Origin of the sequence: Chryseobacterium sp. BGARF1 (genome assembly GCF_001677955.1) — a bacterium.
GTDB lineage: Bacteria > Bacteroidota > Bacteroidia > Flavobacteriales > Weeksellaceae > Chryseobacterium.
Window position 1 is genome coordinate 15,202 of sequence record NZ_LELA01000016.1, and the last position, 20,290, is coordinate 35,491.

At 34.7% G+C, this 20,290-nt stretch carries 15 protein-coding genes; 5 read left to right on the forward strand and 10 right to left on the reverse strand.

The features are described from left to right. Positions 1–183: 183 nt before the first annotated feature. A complete protein-coding gene (locus AB671_RS03160) occupies positions 184–939 on the forward strand; it encodes a hypothetical protein (protein WP_066677678.1) in 756 nt (251 codons plus the stop codon). Positions 940–1,027: 88 nt separating this feature from the next. After that, entirely contained in the window at positions 1,028–2,335 is a 1,308-nt protein-coding gene (locus AB671_RS03165; RefSeq protein WP_066677679.1) for a DEAD/DEAH box helicase, read from the forward strand. Between the two features lie 46 nt (positions 2,336–2,381). Here AB671_RS03165 and AB671_RS03170 read toward each other — a convergent pair whose 3' ends face one another. Beyond that, positions 2,382–3,272 carry an SMP-30/gluconolactonase/LRE family protein gene (locus tag AB671_RS03170; protein WP_066677680.1) on the reverse strand — a complete coding sequence of 297 codons (891 nt, stop codon included), beginning with the start codon at positions 3,270–3,272 and terminating at the stop codon, positions 2,382–2,384. A gap of 255 nt (positions 3,273–3,527) precedes the next feature. On the opposite strand from AB671_RS03170, the gene ccoG reads away from it, so the two are divergent. Then, a complete protein-coding gene (ccoG, locus tag AB671_RS03175) occupies positions 3,528–4,970 on the forward strand; it encodes a cytochrome c oxidase accessory protein CcoG (protein ID WP_066677682.1) in 1,443 nt (480 codons plus the stop codon). A 5-nt stretch (positions 4,971–4,975) separates the two neighbouring features. Here the strand turns inward: ccoG and AB671_RS03180 are convergent, their stop codons facing one another. Beyond that, positions 4,976–5,854 (reverse strand): AraC family transcriptional regulator, encoded by an 879-nt coding sequence (locus AB671_RS03180; RefSeq protein WP_066677683.1) that lies wholly within the window; start codon positions 5,852–5,854, stop codon positions 4,976–4,978. 114 nt (positions 5,855–5,968) lie between these two features. On the opposite strand from AB671_RS03180, the gene AB671_RS03185 reads away from it, so the two are divergent. Together AB671_RS03185 and AB671_RS03190 are read left to right on the forward strand one after the other, a co-directional pair. Continuing rightward, entirely contained in the window at positions 5,969–6,313 is a 345-nt protein-coding gene (locus AB671_RS03185; RefSeq protein WP_066677715.1) for a MerR family transcriptional regulator, read from the forward strand. A 456-nt stretch (positions 6,314–6,769) separates the two neighbouring features. Then, the gene (locus AB671_RS03190) at positions 6,770–8,077 is read left to right on the forward strand and encodes a helix-hairpin-helix domain-containing protein (protein ID WP_066677684.1); all 1,308 of its coding nucleotides are present in this window, start codon (positions 6,770–6,772) and stop codon (positions 8,075–8,077) included. A 96-nt stretch (positions 8,078–8,173) separates the two neighbouring features. Here the strand turns inward: AB671_RS03190 and AB671_RS03195 are convergent, their stop codons facing one another. From AB671_RS03195 to AB671_RS03230, 8 genes are all read right to left on the reverse strand, one after another. Further along, a complete protein-coding gene (locus AB671_RS03195) occupies positions 8,174–10,297 on the reverse strand; it encodes a type IA DNA topoisomerase (protein ID WP_066677686.1) in 2,124 nt (707 codons plus the stop codon). Between the two features lie 278 nt (positions 10,298–10,575). Then, positions 10,576–11,130 (reverse strand): DUF2652 domain-containing protein, encoded by a 555-nt coding sequence (locus tag AB671_RS03200; protein WP_066677688.1) that lies wholly within the window; start codon positions 11,128–11,130, stop codon positions 10,576–10,578. 57 nt (positions 11,131–11,187) lie between these two features. Further along, complete coding sequence (locus tag AB671_RS03205; RefSeq protein WP_066677690.1) at positions 11,188–12,606, reverse strand: efflux transporter outer membrane subunit; 1,419 nt, start codon at positions 12,604–12,606, stop codon at positions 11,188–11,190. Positions 12,607–12,625: 19 nt separating this feature from the next. Then, a complete protein-coding gene (locus AB671_RS03210) occupies positions 12,626–15,766 on the reverse strand; it encodes an efflux RND transporter permease subunit (RefSeq protein WP_066677716.1) in 3,141 nt (1,046 codons plus the stop codon). Between the two features lie 10 nt (positions 15,767–15,776). Further along, a complete protein-coding gene (locus AB671_RS03215) occupies positions 15,777–16,922 on the reverse strand; it encodes an efflux RND transporter periplasmic adaptor subunit (RefSeq protein ID WP_066677692.1) in 1,146 nt (381 codons plus the stop codon). A 252-nt stretch (positions 16,923–17,174) separates the two neighbouring features. Then, entirely contained in the window at positions 17,175–18,092 is a 918-nt protein-coding gene (locus AB671_RS03220; RefSeq protein WP_066677694.1) for a helix-turn-helix domain-containing protein, read from the reverse strand. A 45-nt stretch (positions 18,093–18,137) separates the two neighbouring features. Then, positions 18,138–19,193 carry a saccharopine dehydrogenase family protein gene (locus AB671_RS03225; RefSeq protein WP_066677696.1) on the reverse strand — a complete coding sequence of 352 codons (1,056 nt, stop codon included), beginning with the start codon at positions 19,191–19,193 and terminating at the stop codon, positions 18,138–18,140. Positions 19,194–19,283: 90 nt separating this feature from the next. After that, entirely contained in the window at positions 19,284–20,030 is a 747-nt protein-coding gene (locus tag AB671_RS03230; protein WP_066677698.1) for a metallophosphoesterase, read from the reverse strand. Positions 20,031–20,290: the final 260 nt, after the last annotated feature.

Below are 20,290 nucleotides of genomic sequence, written 5' to 3' on the forward strand. Positions count from 1 at the left end.
AGTGTTTGAGTGTTTGAGTTTATGCAAATTTCTTTAAATTATTTTAAATATGTTAAACAGTTTTATTTTTTTAAGGATTATTATCTATTTTTAATTGTTAAAACAAGAAATTCAGAAATTTGATATCTGCAGCATTAACAAAATTAAAACTATTAGCTATTTCGTAAAATTTCAATATTATTTATGACCAAAACTGAAGAAAAATACATTTTTGAGAGATTTCAGGAAACTTATAAAAATATGCCTAAAGGAATTCCTGACTTCAGTGACAAACCCGATATAATTTTTACATCGGAAAATTCAGATGTTATTGGGATTGAATTGACTGAATGTATTTATGATCAAAATATGATGGGGAAAAGTGAATTCCAAATCAAATTCAATAATGATGTAGTCGAAAAGCTTGCGGGTTACATTCCATTTAAATTTACCTTAGATATTGAATTAGATAATGAATTTCCAATTAAACAAAATCAAAGAAAGTTAGTTATCGATAAATTAATAAAGTTTTGCAATGAAGAGTTTATTAATTTAAAATCTTATGAATCTATTCGTTATGAAAACCTTGATATAGAATGGACTAATTTAAGTATGATAATAAAAGATTCTATTCTTGCTTTAGGCTATAGGAAATTACCGAAAGGAATCTTAAATCTATGTATGACAAGAAACGACAATCTCAAAAAGTCAACACATTTTGAATCAAAATTTGGAATTGTTCCTGATTTTACTGATAAAGAATTAAATAGAATTTTATCTAAAAAGCATGAGGCTTTATTAAAATATAATAATTGCGATCAGCAGTGGTTACTTATAGTAGAGGGATGGGATTTTTATAGCTATATAGGCGATGTAAATATTAAAAATGAAATTATAACAAATTTTGATAAAATATTCATGTATAGAAGACTTACTTCTGAAATAATTATAATCAAATAGTCATTTACTCCTTTTAACAAATAACCTCAACTAATACTTCCATTTAATTTAAAAATAAATTTTCATCCAAATCCCCTACCTTTGCAAAATGGAATTAGAATCTATTTACAAAAAACTGCAGATTCAGGATATGAATCAGATGCAGAAATCTACATACAAAACTACAGAAAACAACACCGATGTTGTTTTACTTTCACCAACCGGTTCAGGAAAGACACTTGCTTTTTTGTTTCCTGTTCTTAGAAGTTTAAAGAAAGAATCTACAGGAATTCAGGCTTTGATTTTGGTTCCGGCAAGAGAGTTAGCTTTACAGATAGAGCAGGTTTTCAAATCGATGGGAACAGATTTTAAAGTGACTGTATGCTACGGAGGACACGATAAAAAAATTGAAGTAAACAATCTTAAAGAGGCTCCGGCAGTTTTAATAGGTACTCCGGGAAGAGTTGCCTATCATATGAGAAATAAAAATCTTGATGTAAAAACCATAAAAAACTTGGTTTTGGATGAGTTTGACAAAGCTTTAGAGCTTGGTTTTCATGATGATATGGAATACATTATCGAAAACATGTACAATCTTTACCAAAGAATGCTTACTTCTGCAACATCAATGGATGAAATTCCTAAGTTCACGGGTTTAAAAGATGAAAAAGTAATTGATTTCTTAAAATTAGGAGATAATAAACCTGACATTCAATTAAGAAAGGTGATGACTACCGCTGAGGAAAAATTAGATACACTATTTCATCTCATCTGTAAAATTGGAAATAAAAGAATGCTTATTTTCTGTAATCACAGAGAAGCCGTAGACCGTATTTCTGAGCTTTTACGCGAAAAAGGCATTGACCGTGAAACTTTCCACGGCGGAATGGAACAGGACGAAAGAGAACGAGCCTTACTGAAATTCAGAAACGATACAGCAAGAGTATTGATCACCACAGATTTGGCGGCAAGAGGTCTTGACATCCCGGAAATAGAATCGATTGTACATTATCAACTTCCAACAATGGAAGATGCTTTTATCCACAGAAACGGAAGAACAGCAAGAATGAATGCAAAAGGTTCTGTTTATTTGATCATGACTGAAAGTGAAAAGTTTCCGTTTATCAAAAAAGATACTCCTGAAGAGTCTGTAACCGAATTTTCTACTGTTCCTAGAAACTCACCATTCCAGACAATCTACATTAGCGCCGGAAAAAAAGACAAGGTCAATAAAGTAGATATTGTAGGATATTTAATAAAGAAAGGCGAGTTGCAGAAAGAAGATGTAGGTTTGATCGAAGTAAAAGATACCACTTCTTACGTAGCGGTTTCCAGAAATAAAGTAAGAGAATTACTTAAAAAACTAAGCACTGAAAAACTGAAAGGCAAGAAAGTAAAAATAGAAGTCGCTTATTAATTTGAGGCTGAGGCTAAGGTTGATACTAATAAAGATCAACCTTAGCCTACTTCAATCCTTTTGTTTTTGTTTGTAATGTGTAAACTGATCTTGAGGCGGTAATAAACAGAATATCGTTTTTCTCCCCTCCAAAAGTTACATTTCCTGTCCAGTCTTCAGGAATTTTAATGTGATGAACTTTTTCACCTTTGGTATTATAAACAGTCACACCATCTCCTGTAATATAAAGATTTCCATCCTGATCAAGCGTCATTCCGTCTGATCCCATTTCACAGAAAAGTTTCTTTTCAGACAATTTTCCGTCGCCCAGAATATCATAAACATAGGTTTTTCCTGCATCAATATCTGAAACATACAGCTTTTTCAACTTTACACTTCCAATAATTCCATTGGGCTGTACAAAAGTTTCAAGTTTTGAAATTTTGCCATCTTTATTTCTGTAATACAGATTTTTCTCTGGAATTTCTACTTTAAAATTTTGCCAATACTCTCGTTTATACAAAGGGTCAGTGAAATAAATTCCACCATTACCATCTAACCAAAGGTCATTGGGTCCATTTAATCTTTTCCCTTCAAAACCTTTTGATAAAATCTCAATCGATTTGTCTTTGTCAATTTTCCAAATTTCACCTTCATTGTCTGAACAGGTAATTAAATTATCATTCTCATCGAAATAAGTTCCATTAGCCCGTCCGGTTTTATCTAAAAATAAAGATACTTTATTGGTTTTCCAGTCCCAGAAATAAATTTTATCGTTGGGCTGATCAGTAAAATAAACATTTCCGGTTTTATCTGTTGCCGGACCTTCGGTAAAAGAAAACTGATTTGATATTAATTTTGGTTCGGTATTTTCAAGCATTGCATTGTAATTTGGCGATTTACAACTGAGAAATGCCAAAACCAAACCAACAAGACCTGCATTCAAAATATTTTTCATTTCTATAAATTTAAGGCATACAATTTACGATTTGTAAAAAGCTTAGCCAATTTTACAGAATCATTTATTTAGTTTAACTACAAATAACGAAATGTCCTTTTTGTACTATTCTGTAAGTGTTTAATATTATTTATTGAACCTTAAAATCAGGAGCTTTGTATCATCTTTAATGAGGAAAATTTAGGCTCATAATTATTTCAGAAATGAGCTATTAATTATCTAAAAAAGTCCTTTTAATTCAATAAAATTCAAAAGATGAGCATTCAGCAAGGCAATATAAAAATTCCGGGAAGTGATGGTGAGGCTTTCAGAGATTCTGTAGGAACAATGGACGATACAGGAAAACGAAAATGGGTTTTTCCAAGAAAGCCAAAAGGTAAGTTTACCAATTACAGAGATTATACAAGTTATGTTTTATTAGCTTTATTTTTCGCAATTCCATTTTTAAAAATTAACAACAACCCGTTTCTTCTAATTAATCTTATCGATAGAAAATTCTTTATTCTTGGTCAGTCATTTTACCTTCAGGATTTTTTTATTTTAGCTTTAGGAGCGGTGATCTCTGTCATTTTTGTGATGCTCTTCACCGTAGTTTTCGGAAGAATATTTTGTGGATGGCTATGCCCACAAACCGTTTTCATGGAAATGGTTTTCCGAAAAATAGAATATTGGATCGAAGGCGACCGTAACAAACAAATGAAACTCGACAGACAAAGCTGGGATTCTGAAAAAATAAGAAAAAGACTCCTAAAATGGTCTGTTTTCTTTATTATTTCATTGATCATCTCCCACTTTATGTTTATGTACATTGTCGGGTACGAAAATATTTTTAAAATCATTCAGGAAGGTCCGGTAGAAAATCCTTTGCATTTTACGGCAATGCTGTCTTTTTCCTTGGTCTTTTATTTTGTTTTCACTTGGTTGCGTGAGCAGGTTTGTACCTTGATATGTCCTTATGGAAGACTGCAAGGTGTGTTGATCGACAAGCAGACCATCAATGTATATTACGACACAAAAAGAGGAGAAGGTCGTGCTAAATGGAGAAACGGAGAAGACAGAAGATCTTCAGGAAAAGGTGACTGTATCGATTGCGGACAATGCGTAGTGGTTTGCCCAACAGGAATTGACATCAGAAACGGTCAGCAACTAGAATGCGTCAACTGCACTGCCTGTATCGACGCTTGTGATGAGGTAATGGTAAAAGTAGGTTTACCAACCGGATTGGTGCGTTATGCCACAGAATCAGAAATTGAAACCGGAAAAAAACTTGGAATAACTTCAAGAATGATCATTACCACAATTTTTCTGGCTTTATTGATAGGGTTCTTAGGGTTTTTATTAAACGATAGAGGTTCTATGGAAGCGAAATTCATAAAACCCGCGGGGTCTACATTCTTTGTGAGAGACGGAAAAATCATCAATAATTTTACCTATACTTTTTTAAATAAAACTAATGAGAAAAAAGTAATTACCATAAAAGTGATGCATCCTAGTCATGCTGAAATTATTTCATCAGGACCGAGTAAAATCGTTTTAAAAGGCGACCAAATTCTTAAAGGTTCAATTAGCATTGCTTTCCCGGAAAATGAAATAAAATCGTCCAAACAAAATTTAACCATCGTTGTTTTAGATGAAAAAAATGAAGTTTTAGATACTTTTGAAACAACCTTTGAAGGACCTTTTAAACTCACTTTGTAAAAGTATCAATGTTTATGGCTTTTAATAAACTGCGAGGGTGTAATTCCTGAATTTTTACGGAACATCCTCGCAAAATAAGAATACTCTTCATATCCCAACCTAAAAGCAATTTCCACAAGGCCTTCATCAAGATACATGAGCATTCTTTTAGCTTCCAGAATCACTCTTTCGGTAATAATCTCAGAAGCTGTTTTCTGCATAACAGTTTGGGTAATTCTGTTGAGATGCTTTGCCGAGATATTCATTTGTGATGCGTAATATGCAATTGATTTTTGAGAGGTAAAAAGTTCTTCCAATAAGTTTTCAAAATCCTGATAATGCTTAAAATAAGATACACTTCCCGCTGACCTTTTTTCATCATCTTTAGAAAACTCTCTTACCGACTGAATATAAATTTGAGAAATAAGAGAAAGAATAAATCCTTGTTTCATTACATTCTGAGACTCATGCTCGCTTCCAATAGCCTCAAAAAGACGAATCATGTTTATCAATTCATCAGATTGAAGCTGAAGTTTTCTCGGAAAACTTGGAGAATTAAAAAACGGAAAATTTTTCAGCTTTTGATTAACGTAATGCATTTCGTAATAAGGCTGAGAAAAAAAGAAAATATAGCCATCAGTATCCGGAGAAAGCTCCCAACTGTGAACCTGTCCCGGAGAAAGAAAAAACAGACTTCCTGCAGAAACTTCGTATTTTTGAAAATCTATTTCGTGAATTCCGCTTCCTTTAGTGAAAATAACGGTGACATAAAAATCATGACGATGTGGTTTCTCGATATGTTTATGGCTGGAAACCAAATGATTTCTTAGCGTATTAAAATAAAAATCCGGAGCGTTTTTCTCTGACTGAAAAAGATTGATATGCAATACCGAGATAGAATTCATCCTGATTGATTAAGTGTGAAAGAGAACAAAAATACACTTAAACTGCACATTTTACAAAGTGTATTTGTAGTAAAGCTTAAAAAATATTTATCTTTGATTTTTCAGGATTTTATAATGAAGACAAATTTACCCGACAAACTGTATTATTCGATAGGAGAAGTTGCAAAAGCATTCGACGTAAACGCTTCATTGATAAGATATTGGGAACAAGAATTCCCTATTATCAAACCTAAAAAAAACAAAAAGGGAAACCGATACTTCACTCCCGATGACATTAAAAACCTGAAAATCATCTATCATTTGGTAAAAGAAAAAGGATATACGCTTGACGGAGCTAAAATTGCACTGACAACGAATTCGAAAATTTCTGAAACGGTTACATTAATTGACCGTTTAGAATTCGTAAAAGCTGAATTACTTAAGCTCAAAGATTCTTTGGTAGAAAAAGATTCTGAATAAAAACGTAATGTCAAATGATTAAAGTAAAACACCGAAAACATTTAAAAACTCTGGCTGGAATCTCATTATTTCTTATAATTGTCGGAGCTATTTTTAATGTGAACACCTACTTAATGGCCGCTTTGATTGGAATCTTTGTCGTGTCAATTTTCCAAATTTTCAATCACAAAAAAAATGGTTCTTAAGTTTATTTTTATATAAATACGCTCACAATCAATTCAAAAACTTTCAAGATATTGGCTTTATTATATTAAAGTTAACTGATTTTTTTGTAGAAAAGAATTCAGAAAAAATCTATTTCCCCCAAACAGCAATCACAGCTTACAATTCACAGTAAAACAATTATTTAATTATTCTTTTTTTTCATTTTATGAGCTTGTGAATTAAATTAATTCATAACTTTATTGTATTCTGATTTCGGTAAATCGAAGTCAACCAAAACATAAATAGACAACGATGAAAAAAAATTACTATCAAAAGATGGCATTTCTCGGAATGTTATTGCTTGTGCTACTTGGGTTTCAAAAATACACAGACAAATCTGACAAACCTTTTCCTGAAGTCACATTCATTTCTGAAAGTTTACCTTTAGAATCATTCTCAGAATTTGATCCAAACGATTTAGATGAAAATCAATGGCAAAAGCTCGGATTTTCCGAAAAACAAGCAGCAACAATTTTAAAATACAAAAAAATTGTCGGCGGAAAATTTCTGTCAAAAGAACAGTTCAAGAAATGTTATGCAATTTCAGAAGAAAAATATTCCCAGCTCAATTCTTTTATTTTATTGCCTGAAACCAATTTGGAAGCAAAATCCGGAAATTCAGATTTTAAAAGTTATGAGAAGAAATCTTTAAACATCACCCGGAAATTTAATCCTGACCAACTTTCACAAGTCGATTGGGAAAACATCGGATTTTCTGAGAAACAAGCTGCGGCAATTTTAAAATATAAAAATTATCTAGGAGGAAGTTTTGTGAGTAAAGAAAAATTCAAAGAATGCTTTATCATCAATGAAGAAAATTATGCGAAACTTGAACCTTACTTAATTCTTCCGGCAAAAACTCCTGCCAATTTTAATGCTTATGCCGGAAAATCCAGTTCATTCAAATCTAAAACGCTGCAAACTTCTTTTGATCCGAATATATTGGATGTGCAAGGTTGGATGGCTTTAGGATTCTCAGAAAAGCAAGCGAATGTGATTGTTAATTATCGTGACAAAAACTTGAAAGGAAGTTTTAAAAATTTGGAGGATATTAAAAACTGCTTTGTCATTTCCGCAGAAAAATTTGAAGAATTAAAACCTTTCATCAAATTAAACGCTTCTACAATAGCGAAAAACGCTGAAGATAAAAAGCCCGAATTCAAACAGGAGAAAACTGATTTTTCAAAAACAGATATGAATTCTATTACTTTTAAACAGCTTTTAGAATTTGGGTTGGATGAAAAAAGCGCAGGTTCAATGATCGGTTTCAGAAAAAAACTGGGCGGATTCATGACCAAAGAACAAATTTTGGAGACCTATAATATTGATAAAGAATTGGTTCAAAAACTATTAAGTATTGCTCCACTCGATAATTCAAAAGTTGAGCGACATACTTTGGTCGACGCACCCGAAGAATGGCTGAAAAATCATCCGTATTTCAAATATTCCGCAGATAAAATTATTTATTACAGAATCAGCAATCCCGATGATAAAAAGATTTGGAAGCTATTGAAAACTAAGCCTGAATATGAAGCGAGAATGAGGCTTTATTTGAAATAGTTGATAGTTGATAGTTGATAGTTGATAGTTGATAGTTGATAGTTGATAGTTGATAGTTGCAAAATTACTTTTTACTTGGCTCTTTTTACTTTTCACTCATACTAAAACTGTCACAAATTCAGGTGATAGAGAAACAACTCCTTCCGTTAAACTTTCGGGATGTGTTGTGAATCCTTTTAATTTTGAGGTTTTTCCTTTTAAAACTAAATCCATCAATTGTTTATCTGAAAGTTTTTTACCGAAAATATCAAATGAAACTTTAAAGCCGCAGTTTTTAAAATCGGAACATCCGACTGCGGTTTTTCCTTTCATCAAATTGTGTGATTTGCATTTCGGACATTGTGTTTCTTCCCAAGACTGTAATTCTTTTTTTACAGCCGGCTCACGTTTTTTCTTTTCTTTGACTTCCTCCTTTTCTTCATGCAAGGTGAAAACTTTTGCTTTTCCGTCAACCACTTTTTTGGTGAGTTCGGTCACCATTTGTATCAATTCATCTTTGAACTGATTGGCTTCATATTCTCCACTTTCAATTTTCCGCAGTTTTAATTCCCACTCCCCTGTTAATTCCGGGCTTTTCAGCAATTCGTCTTCAATCGTATCAATTAACTGAATTCCGGTTTGGGTAGCAATCAGATTTTTTCTTTTCTTCTCAATATACTTTCGCTTGAAAAGTGTTTCGATAATATTTGCTCGCGTTGAAGGTCTTCCAATTCCATTATTTTTGAGCATTTCACGAAGTTCTTCGTCATCTACTTGCTTTCCGGCAGTTTCCATCGCTCGAAGCAAGGTTGCTTCGGTATAAGGTTTTGGTGGCGAAGTTTTTCCCTGATGAATCATCGGTTCGTGTGGTCCTGTTTCCCCAACTTTAAATTCAGGAATCGTCTGTTCTTCTTCCTTATCTTTTTCCTTGTCAGTCGGTTCTTCTTTAGCGTCTTTAGCATACACTGCTCTCCAACCCGGTTCGAGAACCTGTCTTCCACTTGTTTTAAAAGGAATTGTTCCAACCTGAGCTTCAACCAAAGTATTTGAAATTTTACATTCCGGATAAAAAACGGCAATAAAACGCTTCGCAATCAAATCATAAATCATTTTCTCTTCTCTTGTTAAATTTGGAGAAGGCGGAATTTCTGTCGGAATAATCGCATGGTGATCGGTCACTTTTGCGTCATCAAACACCGCTTTTGATTTTGGAATCGGTTGTTCCAGCAAAGGTGAAATCAAATCTTTGTAAATGGCCATACTTTGAAGGATTCCTCCAATTTTCGGATACAAGCTTTCTGATAGATAAGTTGTATCAACACGAGGATAGGTCACGTGCTTTTTCTCGTAAAGACTCTGAATATATTTTAAAGTGCTGTCTGCAGAATATCCAAACTTCTTATTGGCTTCCACCTGAAGTCCGGTCAAATCAAACAGTCTTGGATTTTTTTCTTTTCCTTCTTTAATTTCAAATGAAAGAATTTCAAAAGGATTAACCTTTAGGTATTCCAAACCTTTTTCGGCTCGGTCTAAAGTTTTGAGACGGTCAATTGCAGCATTGAAAATTACGTCACGATATTTGGTTTTCAGTTCCCAATATTCTTCAGTTGAAAATGCATCAATTTCTTTCTGACGCTGAACCAACATCGCCAAAGTCGGAGTCTGTACTCTTCCAATGGACAAAACCGCTTTATTTCCGCCAAATTTTTTGGTGAAAAGTCGCGTTGCATTGATACCCAACAACCAGTCTCCTATCGCTCTTGCATTTCCTGCGAGATAAAGATTTTTATAATCTTCGGCTGGTTTTAATTTTTCAAAACCTTCTTTAATTGCTTCTTCTGTCAATGATGAAATCCACAAGCGCTGTACAGGTTTGTCGCATTTTGCTTTCTGCAAAACCCATCTTTGAATAAGTTCTCCCTCTTGACCGGCATCCCCGCAATTGATGACCTCATCACATTCGGCTACCAATCTTTCGATTACTTTAAACTGATTTTCAACACCTTTATTCGGTATTAATTTGATTCCAAAACTTTGGGGAATAATCGGCAGTAAAAACAAATTCCAGGATTTGTATTGCGGACCGTAGTCGTGAGGTTCTTTTAGGGTACAAAGATGTCCGAAAGTCCATGTCACACAATAGCCGTTTCCTTCCATATAGCCTTGTTTAGGCATAGTTGCGCCCAATACTTTGGCAATATCTCTGGCAACGCTGGGTTTTTCGGCAATACAAAGTTTCATGAATAATCGGGATTATTGGGAGGGTTGCAAAAGTCGGGATTTTTTTTGGATTCATCCAAATTTAGTTCATATTTAAAAACCTTATAACTTTTTTATACTCAAAGCACGTGATTAACTTTAAGATTTTGTCATTCTGACGAAGGAAGAATCTCTTAAATAAATAACGAGATTCTTCACTCCATTTCATTTCGCTCAGAATGACATTCTAGAAATTAAAAACGCTCGAATTTCTCCGTCCATTAACAAAAGCAAATAACAAGGAATTAATAATAAATTTGCTAATCTATATTTCCAAAATATTGAATCGCACCAACATCTGAAACATACATTTCATCTTCGTTTAAAACATATTCTTTATTCTGAGAATTTTCCAGAAAAGAATGACTGTACAAGGCATAAGAAGGTTGCTCGGCAAAGTCATTCTTCAGCATTTGATGAGCTTCTACGATGGGTTTTCCGTATAGTTTTCTGAAACTTCCGATGTTGTATTGTGAAAACTTTCCGTAATGAACAATAAATTTTAATGATAATTCGATGGTGGTATTCAACATTTCGCTTAGTTCCTGAATTTTCATATTGAAAGCCTTTCTCATATTTCTTAGCATTCCTGAAATCTTTTTATACGAAGGTTGGTTGTCGTAGCGATAAAATAAAATCGCGTCGCCTTCAATTTCCGAAATATCAAAATACTGATTGTTTACATCAATCAAAATAGAAAGTAGTTGTTTTACAATATATTCACCGGTATAAAGTTTTGTATTGAACACAAATTCAGTAAATCCACTGAAGTCGGGAATCAAAATAATTCCGCTGTTGATGTTTGTATTCTCCATAATTAGTTGGGTTTAAAAACCTGCTACCTCCATAGACGAAGCAGGTTTCATTTTACTTTATTGCCATCCACCACCAACAGAGCGATAGAGCGTAGTAATCGCATTCAATCGCTGAGCTTTTAACGAAGCTAAATCGAGCTCTGCCTGTAATTTGTTGGTCTGAGCCAAAATCACTTCAATATAAGTCGCTGAATTATATTTAAATAAAACATCAGCTTTATGAACTGCCTCAGTGGATTTTCTCACCAAGCCCTCCACAATTTTCTGTTGTTCTTCCAGTTTTTGAATTTGAACCAATGCATCAGAAACTTCGCCAACCGCTTTTAAAACCGATTGTTTAAAATTAATTTCAGCCTGCTCAGAAACGATTTTCGATTGTTCGAACTGGGTTTTCAATTGTTTTCCATTTAAAACAGGTTGCGCTAAAGTTCCCAATACAGAACCGAAAAGTGAACCCGGAATATTAAACCAATTACTTGCTTTAAAAGCATTTAAACCACCTTGAGCCGTGATGTTGAAAGACGGATACATATTCGCTTTTGCAACATTGATTGCGGAAACACTTTTTCTCACCTCGTATTCTGCGCTTTTGATATCGGGTCTGTAACTCAGCAGTTCGGAAGGAATTCCTGTTGCGATATTATCAGGAGACTGCACATTATTCAGACTTGCGCTTCTCTCGATTTTATCGGGCATCGAACCTATAAGAATGCTCAACGCATTTTCCTGAATTGCAATCGAACTTTCAATAGCTGGAATTGATTTTAAGATCTGGTCTTTCACGATTTCCTGTTGCTGAACCGCCAAAGCTGTTGTCAAACCAACTTCCTGCTGTTTCTCTAAAAACTTCAAAGTGTTATCAGAATAAGTCAGGTTTGATTTTGTAATTTCAAGCTGAGTATCGAGCATCAACAAATTATAATAGCCCTGAACAACAGTTGCTACCAATTGTGTTTTTACCGCTTTTGCTGCTTCCTGAGTTTTGAGATAATCTGATAAAGCTTGCTCTTTTCTACCTTTTATTTTACCCCAAATATCCGCTTCCCAAGAAATATTGATGGAAGTGGTATAATCCTGCATATACCGACTTCCCATAAATTGTCCCGCCATCATTCCGTTCATACTGTTGTCGGAAGGTCGATTCACACTTGCATTGGCAATTGTTGCGCTCACCGTCGGAACATTTCCCCATTTACTTTGATTATAAGCTAAAGACGCAAATTCGATTTGTTTCAAAGCAACCTGCAAATCATTATTCTGAGTTATTGCTTTATCAATTAAGCTCACCAAAACTGGGTCTTTGAAGAAATCTTTATAACTGATTTTAGCAATATTTTCGTTGTTATCGGTTGCGATACTATCATTTCTGAAAGCTTCAGGCATTTGGATTTCGGGTTGTTCATATTTCTGAACTTTACAGGCGATTGCTGTTCCCGAGATTAATGCGATATATGCTATATTTTTAATTGAATTCATTTTAAAAAAATCATTTGAATTAATATTCCCAATCGGCGTCTGTGATTACTTTTCCATTGATTTTCTCGTGTAAAGCCTGGAAAACCACAAACAAAACCGGAACTACGAAAACCCCTAAAATGGTTCCGAATAACATCCCCGAAATCGCTGCATAACCAATAGAAAGATTTCCCATTGCAGACGGGCCTACTACGAAAATCAAAGGAATTAACCCTGCGATAAACGCCAAAGAAGTCATCAGGATCGGGCGGAAACGGGCTTTTGCGCCTTCCACTGCTGAAGCAATTAAACTTTTCCCAGCTCTTCTTCTTTGAATGGCAAATTCCACGATTAGAATTCCGTTTTTAGCTAATAGTCCAATCAACATTACCATTGCGATTTGAACATAAATATTATTGGATAATTCCGCAAAAGTAATTCCGACAAATACACCAGATAAACCAACCGGAATAGCGATCAATACTGCAAAAGGAAGAATATAACTTTCATATTGCGCTGATAAAAGGAAGAATACAAACACGATACACAACCCAAAAATCATTACCGATTGCGAGCTAGAATTGGCTTCTTCACGGCTCATACCTTTGTAATCGTAGGTGTAACCCGGAGGAAGAACCTGTTTTCCGACTTCTTCAATTGCTGCCATTGCCTGACCTGAAGAATATCCCGGAGCTGCCATTACCGTAAGATTTGATGAATTAAATAAGTTGAAACGGTCAACCACTTCCGCTCCTGTAACTTGTTTTAAAGTCACCAAAGTATTCACAGGAACCATTTCGCCGGAACTGTTTTTAACGAAAATTCCGTTTAATGATGCTTTGTCTTGTCTCGTTTCCGGAGTAGATTGTACCAAAACTCTGTAATATTTCCCGAATCTGTTAAAATCTGAAGACTGTATACTTCCATAATAACCCTGCATCACGCTTAAAACATCAGAAACACTTACTCCTAATTGTGCGGCTTTCACTTCGTCAACTACCACTTCAAACTGAGGATAAGAAACATCGAAAGTTGTGTAAGCTAAAGCAACTTCCGGTCTTTGCATCAGCGCTCCCATCATTCCGTAAGAGATATTTCCAAGGTTTTGAAGTTCGCCGTTAGTTCTATCCTGAAGAACGAGTTCCATTCCGCTGGTGTTACCAAATCCGTCAACGGTTGGCGTATTAATTACCAAGAAATTGGCTCTTTTATCTTGAGAAAGTGTTCCCTGAACCTGTCCGATAATATCATTGATGCTATTGACCTGTCCTCTTTTTCCTCCTTCTTTTAATTTAACGAAAATCGACGCTGCTGAAGACGACATCGAACCACTGAAAAGATTCAGTCCGTCCACAGAAATCACTTTGTCAACCGCAGGATTTTTCATTAAAATATCTTCTGTATCAGAAACCACTTTTGAAGTTCTGTCTTTTGAAGCGCCTGGAGCCAAATTTGCTGTAACGATAATGAAACTCTGGTCTTCATCGGGAATAAATCCTTTTGGAGTAGTCATCGACATCCACACAAACAATCCTCCGAAAACCAAAACAATGATTCCTGCAATCCATTTTCTTTTTAATAAGAATAAAACTGCTTTTCCGTATCGGAAAGTCAATTTGTTGAAACTTGCATTAAATCCGGCGAAGAAACGCTCTTTGAAGCTCATTTTTTCGTGAGAATCGGCGTGATGTTGTTTTAAAAACAAAGCACACAAAGCCGGACTCAATGTCAATGCATTAATCGCAGAAATTACAATCGCAATCGCTAAAGTCAAAGCAAACTGCTGATAAAACAACCCTGTAGAACCGCTCATGAACGCCACAGGAACGAAAACCGCAGACATAATCAAAGTAATCGAAACAATCGCTCCCGTGATTTCGCTCATCGCAGACATTGTTGCTGCTCTTGCGTTGAGTTTTTTATGTTCCATTTTGGCATGAACAGCTTCCACAACGACAATTGCATCATCCACCACAATTCCTATGGCTAAAACCAAAGCGAAAAGCGTTAAAATATTAATCGAAAATCCGAAAATATTCATAAAGAAAAACGTTCCCACAATCGAAACCGGAACCGCAATTGCCGGAATCAAAGTCGAACGGAAATCCTGTAAGAAGATATAAACCACTATGAACACAAGGATAAACGCTTCAATCAACGTGTGAATTACCTGGTCAATAGATTGGTCAAGCGCATCTTTTGTTGCATACGGAATTTCGTAAGCCATTCCGTCTGGGAAGGATTTTTCAAGTTCTTTCATTCTTTCCTGAAGTGCAATCTGAACTTCATTCGCATTAGAACCCGCCATCTGGAAAATCGCCATCGTTACAGATGGTTTCTTATTATATTTCGAAGCGACATTATAGCTATATGCACCAAATTCTACTTTCGCAACGTCTTTTAATTTTAAAACAGAACCGTCGCTCAAAGCTTTAATCGTAATGTTTTCGTATTGTTGAGGCTCGGTAAATTTTCCTTTATAACGAAGAACATATTCCATCACTTCTTTAGTTCTCTCCCCGAATCTTCCCGGCGCAGCTTCCAAGTTCTGCGACTGAATCGCTCTTGAAACTTCAGCCGGGGTTAGATTATATGAAGTCAGTTTATTCGGGTCAAGCCAAACCCTCATCGAGTAATCTTTGTTTCCATAAACCATTGCGTCACCAACTCCTTTTACTCTTTTAAGTTCCGGAACGATGTTGATTTTAGCATAATTTTCAAGGAAAAGGTCGTCCATTGTCCCGTTTTTACTGGTCAATGAAACCATTGCAATCATACTGTTCTGTCTTTTTACCGTCGTAATTCCCGCCTGAACTACTTCGGAAGGGAGCTGATTCGTTACTTGTGCAACACGGTTTTGAACGTTAATCGCCGCTTGGTCTGGGTCGGTTCCTAATTTAAAAATTACTGTAATCGATAATGAACCATCATTACTCGCTGTAGAAGTAATGTAATCCATATTTTCTACCCCATTGATGGCGTTTTCCAAAGGTGGCGCAACTGACCTTGCGATGGTTTCGGCATTGGCTCCGGGATACGCTGCAGTCACCATTACTGTTGGTGGTGCAATGTCCGGAAATTTTGTAATCGGCAGACTCGTCATACCGACAATCCCCAAAATTACAAGCAATACGGAGATAACCGTCGCCAGAACGGGTCTTTTTATAATTGTCTTTAACATAATTTTTGTCTTACGATTTTTGCTTTTGAGAATTTTGCTTTTGAGCAACTACAGGTGTTCCAGGCTGTAATCTGTCGAAACCTGTCACGATGTATTGGTCGCCTGCTTTCAGACCTTTAGAAACAATGAAATTATCACCCGCTTTTCCGCTGATTTCGAGAGGCAGCATAACCGCTTTTCCGTCTTTAATCGTGAATACAAAAGTCTTATCCTGAATCGCACGTGTAGAAGCAATCGGTAATAAAACAACGTTTGAATAATCCTGTTTCATCAAAATTTTTCCGGTATTTCCGCTTCTCAAAATATTATTTGGATTGTTGAATTTCGCTCTTAAAGTGATGGCTCCGGTTGTTTTATTAAACTGACCTTCAACGGCATCTATTTTTCCGACTTCAGAAAATTTTTCTCCGCCTGAAAGTAATAGAGAAACTGCTGGCGTGTTCTTTAAAACCTCATCAATATTGCCTCCCGGATTTTGTTTCTGGAAATTATTAAAATCATTTTCGCTTAAACTGAAATACGTATAAACCTGATGAATATCTGACAATAAAGTAATCGCCGCCTGATTGGATGGCGTCAAAAGACTTCCCAAACGGTAATTGAATCTCCCGATATATCCGCTAACCGGAGCTTTGATGGTAGAGAAATTAAGGTTAATTTTTGCTGATTCGATGGTTGCAGTTGCCTGACTTACCGAACCTCTCGCTGAGTTATAATTTGCCTCCGCTTCTCTTACCTGAATATCTGAAACCATTTTGTTTTTCAACAATTCCTTTTTTCTTTCCAAATCAATTTTAGAATTGGCAAGACCTGCCTGAGCCGAAATCAAAGTCGCCTGAGCCGACTTCAACTGCTCACGGAAAATCTGGTCTTCAATTTTAAACAAAGGTTGTCCGGCTCTCACATAATCGCCTTCATCCACAAAAATTTTGCTTAAATATCCTGTAACCTGTGGTCTGATTTCCACATTGGAAATACCTTCTACAGAAGCAGCGTACTCATTTTCTACGGAAGCATTTCCCTGTTTTACTGTTTCTACCGGAAGTTGTGGAGCTTGTTGCTGATAAGCCTGCCCCTGATTATCTTTTTTACACCCGACCAAGACCAATAAAGCCACGCCAAGCATAGATGATTTCTGAATAGAGAATCTTTGCATAACAATTTTCAATTAAATTTTCAGTGCAAAATTCGTCCAAAAAAAAGCGAAGGAAGATATTCAAAAAACGACTTAATTTGTCAAAAAGACATCTACAATTTATTTTCTTAAAACAAAATTTTTAAGAATAAAATTTTAGCAATAGTTATCTTTAATATGAGTAATAGATAAAATAGAGCGCTCATAATCAGACAGTAAGTTAATGAAAGAAATGGTATTAATTTTCCGAAAAGACATCTTAAAAATTAAACCTTAATATAAATCACTTCCTTTATATTCTAACGGAGATTTTCCAACGTGTTTTTTAAAAAATTTACTGAAAGAAGCCTGGTCAGAAAATTTCAATTGTGAAGCAACTTCATTGACATTGGAATTAGAATTCCGAAGCAACATTCTCGCTTCTACAGCTAAAACCTGATGAATAATATCTCTGGGAGATTTATACATCGTTTTATTGATGACTTTTGTTAAATATTTTCGGCTGATAAAAAGCTGATCAGCATAAAATTGCACATTATGCTGTTCTTTGAAATGTTCGCGGACAAGAATGAAAAAGCTCGTCGTAATATCATCTTCGCGATAAGTAACAGGCTTTTGTCTGTCGATTTTTTTAAAATAATTGTCGATCTCGTAAATGACCAGAGAAAAGTGATGCCAAATCATTTCATTGAAATAATAATTCTCTTTTTCTGTGTCGTTTAAAACCTTTAATTCATCCAGATGAAAGTTTAATCTTCGATATACATCCTGTTCGTTTCGAATAACATGGATTGGATCCGAAGAAAGACTTTTCAGAACATCGTTTGATTTATAATTGAAACCAGCTTCTGAAATAAAATTGTGAGAAAAGAAAATATATTTTGCCTTATAATCATCCGAAACCTTCTCAATACACACGGTTTCTGAAATAGGAGAAAAGATGATATCTCCTTTTTTCGCTTCGTAACTGGTATTTTCTAATCTAAAACCAATGTTTCCTTTTTGAATCAAAAAAATAGCAAAATAATCTGAGCGGAAAGGCTTATTAAGTTCTACCGCGTGATTTACAGTCTCGATTTCCATGACCACGAATTCTTTTATTCGTAAATCGAATTCTACCTCCTGAAGAAGCTCCTCAAAGGTGAAAAGCGAGATAAAATTTTTTGATCCAGAATTTGATTTTCGTTGCATGTAGAAGAAATTTCAGCAAAATTAACGATTAAAATTTTCTATTTTTCATAAGTTTAATTGAAAACCAGAATCATAGTTTTTAAGCTTATTTAAAAACACCGGAATATCTTTCACCAATTGATGGCTGTGAAAAACACCTTTTGGAAGATTTTCATTAAGAATTAAAATTGCAATTTCTGCAGCAACGGATGCTGTAATTCTACCTTCATTATTTCCTGTAACGCTTACCCCTTTTGAGTTTCCATTTTTGTTTTTACCTATGACTTTTACTCCGAAAACATCTGTTCCCATCGGAAAATTTTTAAAACTCTGAATTGCAAGATCCTGAACTTTTTTATTTCTAAAAAGTCTGGTAATCCCTAATTTTCTGAGAAATGCTGTAAGCTCTGTAAACCATTCTACATCAAAAGCCATTCTGGTCTGCACTTTCGGAACATCCAAAGTATTGAGCAAAACGTGTTGATCTGAAAAATTAAAAAGATAAAAATTTCTGCTTCCTGAAAGATTGGTTTTCAGAGGCTGGGTAAAACTTTTTAGGGTTTTCTCCTCATCATGTATTTTCAGTGTATAATTGGAATCTACATTATCAAATGTCCATCGATAGGCATGATCACCATGTTTTTCACCTAAACCTAAAAGAACAAATATATCAATTGATTCTACATTTTGCATTTGGGAAACGACATATTGTGCTAAAAGATTGGTAATTCCGGGAGCTAAGCCTACACTTAAAACTACCGTTGAATTATTTTGCTCTGCTAAACAATGCAACTTTTCAATTTCCTGTAAATTCTGGTAATCTGCGGAAATATCAATGTATGAAATTCCTTTTGAAATACAATACTCAACAAAATCAGTATTCTGTTGATCTAAACACATAATAACCAACTCTACTTCATTTAAAACTGAAAAATCTTTCAAATTATTGATATCCAACTGCTGTGGAATAACTTTATTTTGAAACTCCTCAGCTTTTGCCTGAGCTTTCGAAAAACTTCTCCCTGCAATAATAACCTGATGCGGATACATTTTCATTAAACATTCTGCAATAAAGCTTCCCACTACACCGTAACCGCCAACAATTAATATTTTCCCTTTCATAATTTTGAATATTTTACAAATATCCTTCATTGATGAAAAATGCTGTTACAGAATTAAGGATGGATGTTGTGGAATTAAGGAAAGTTTAAATTAAACTTCGATAATTAATTCTTTATCGTAGCCATTATACTTTTCAGTAATATAACCGTGCGGATTGCAGATAATTTCTGTTTCTCCTATTTTATATCTCGAAGGAGTATGAATATGACCGTGAACCCAGTAAAGAGGTTGATATTCTGAAATAAAATCTTCAAGATTCGAAGCATAAGCCGAAGTCACCGGATCTTTCTTAAAATGCTCAGGAACCGATTGTAAACTTGGAGCGTGATGCGTAACCACAATGTTTTTTAATCCTTGTGAATTTTCCAGACATTCTTTGAGCCATTGTCTTGAAAACTGATGAATCTTAAAGGTATCAATACTTCGCATTTTTGAATAAGAAGGATCTCTTCTGATCATTTTATAATCATTCATTTGAGTCTGACAAAGGCTTCCATAAGCCATCGGACTTCCAAATAACGAAAAATCTGTCCACAAAGTAGCACCGTGAAATCTAATATTTTCAATGTCAACGTAAGAATCTTCCAATACCTTTACATTGGAGTTTTTTGAGGCTTCTTTTATTTTATTTAAAGTTTTCGGGTAAGCACCTTTGTAATATTCATGATTTCCTAACACATAAATCACCGGTTTATCAGGAATTTTAGTTTTGATCCACTCAATTCCTTTTGTCCCTAAATTAATGTCTCCCGCCAATACAACAACATCTGCTCTATCAAAAGATAAATCAGATAGTCCGAATTCCTGATGCAAATCGCTGATGATCTGAATTTTCATGAGGGCTAAAATAAGATTATTCTAAGAATTAAAACATTTTTCAATCTAACCAAATTAAAACACAAAAATAAAACACTGATTTACAATCACTTAAACACATATTTAAAATTAAAATTTAAAAAAGTCTATTACTTTAGTGGACTAATAAAAATATATGTTTTATATTTGCAATCGTATTCAAGTTAGGAAATGGAAATGAAATCAAAATTCACCTGCAATTTTATGTCGAAGATAAACATCAATTATATGATGATGTATTG

Bases quoted from the DNA above. Each gene is read 5' to 3' on its own strand.
- AB671_RS03230 (WP_066677698.1), bottom strand. From the start codon at position 20,030: ATGAAAATTCAGATCATCAGCGATTTGCATCAGGAATTCGGACTATCT.
- AB671_RS03180 (WP_066677683.1), bottom strand. From the start codon at position 5,854: ATGAATTCTATCTCGGTATTGCATATCAATCTTTTTCAGTCAGAGAAA.
- AB671_RS03210 (WP_066677716.1), bottom strand. From the start codon at position 15,766: ATGTTAAAGACAATTATAAAAAGACCCGTTCTGGCGACGGTTATCTCC.
- AB671_RS03225 (WP_066677696.1), bottom strand. From the start codon at position 19,193: ATGAAAGGGAAAATATTAATTGTTGGCGGTTACGGTGTAGTGGGAAGC.
- AB671_RS03200 (WP_066677688.1), bottom strand. From the start codon at position 11,130: ATGGAGAATACAAACATCAACAGCGGAATTATTTTGATTCCCGACTTC.
- ccoG (WP_066677682.1), top strand. From the start codon at position 3,528: ATGAGCATTCAGCAAGGCAATATAAAAATTCCGGGAAGTGATGGTGAG.
- AB671_RS03195 (WP_066677686.1), bottom strand. From the start codon at position 10,297: ATGAAACTTTGTATTGCCGAAAAACCCAGCGTTGCCAGAGATATTGCC.
- AB671_RS03185 (WP_066677715.1), top strand. From the start codon at position 5,969: ATGAAGACAAATTTACCCGACAAACTGTATTATTCGATAGGAGAAGTT.
- AB671_RS03215 (WP_066677692.1), bottom strand. From the start codon at position 16,922: ATGCAAAGATTCTCTATTCAGAAATCATCTATGCTTGGCGTGGCTTTA.
- AB671_RS03205 (WP_066677690.1), bottom strand. From the start codon at position 12,606: ATGAATTCAATTAAAAATATAGCATATATCGCATTAATCTCGGGAACA.
- AB671_RS03165 (WP_066677679.1), top strand. From the start codon at position 1,028: ATGGAATTAGAATCTATTTACAAAAAACTGCAGATTCAGGATATGAAT.
- AB671_RS03220 (WP_066677694.1), bottom strand. From the start codon at position 18,092: ATGCAACGAAAATCAAATTCTGGATCAAAAAATTTTATCTCGCTTTTC.
- AB671_RS03170 (WP_066677680.1), bottom strand. From the start codon at position 3,272: ATGAAAAATATTTTGAATGCAGGTCTTGTTGGTTTGGTTTTGGCATTT.
- AB671_RS03190 (WP_066677684.1), top strand. From the start codon at position 6,770: ATGAAAAAAAATTACTATCAAAAGATGGCATTTCTCGGAATGTTATTG.
- AB671_RS03160 (WP_066677678.1), top strand. From the start codon at position 184: ATGACCAAAACTGAAGAAAAATACATTTTTGAGAGATTTCAGGAAACT.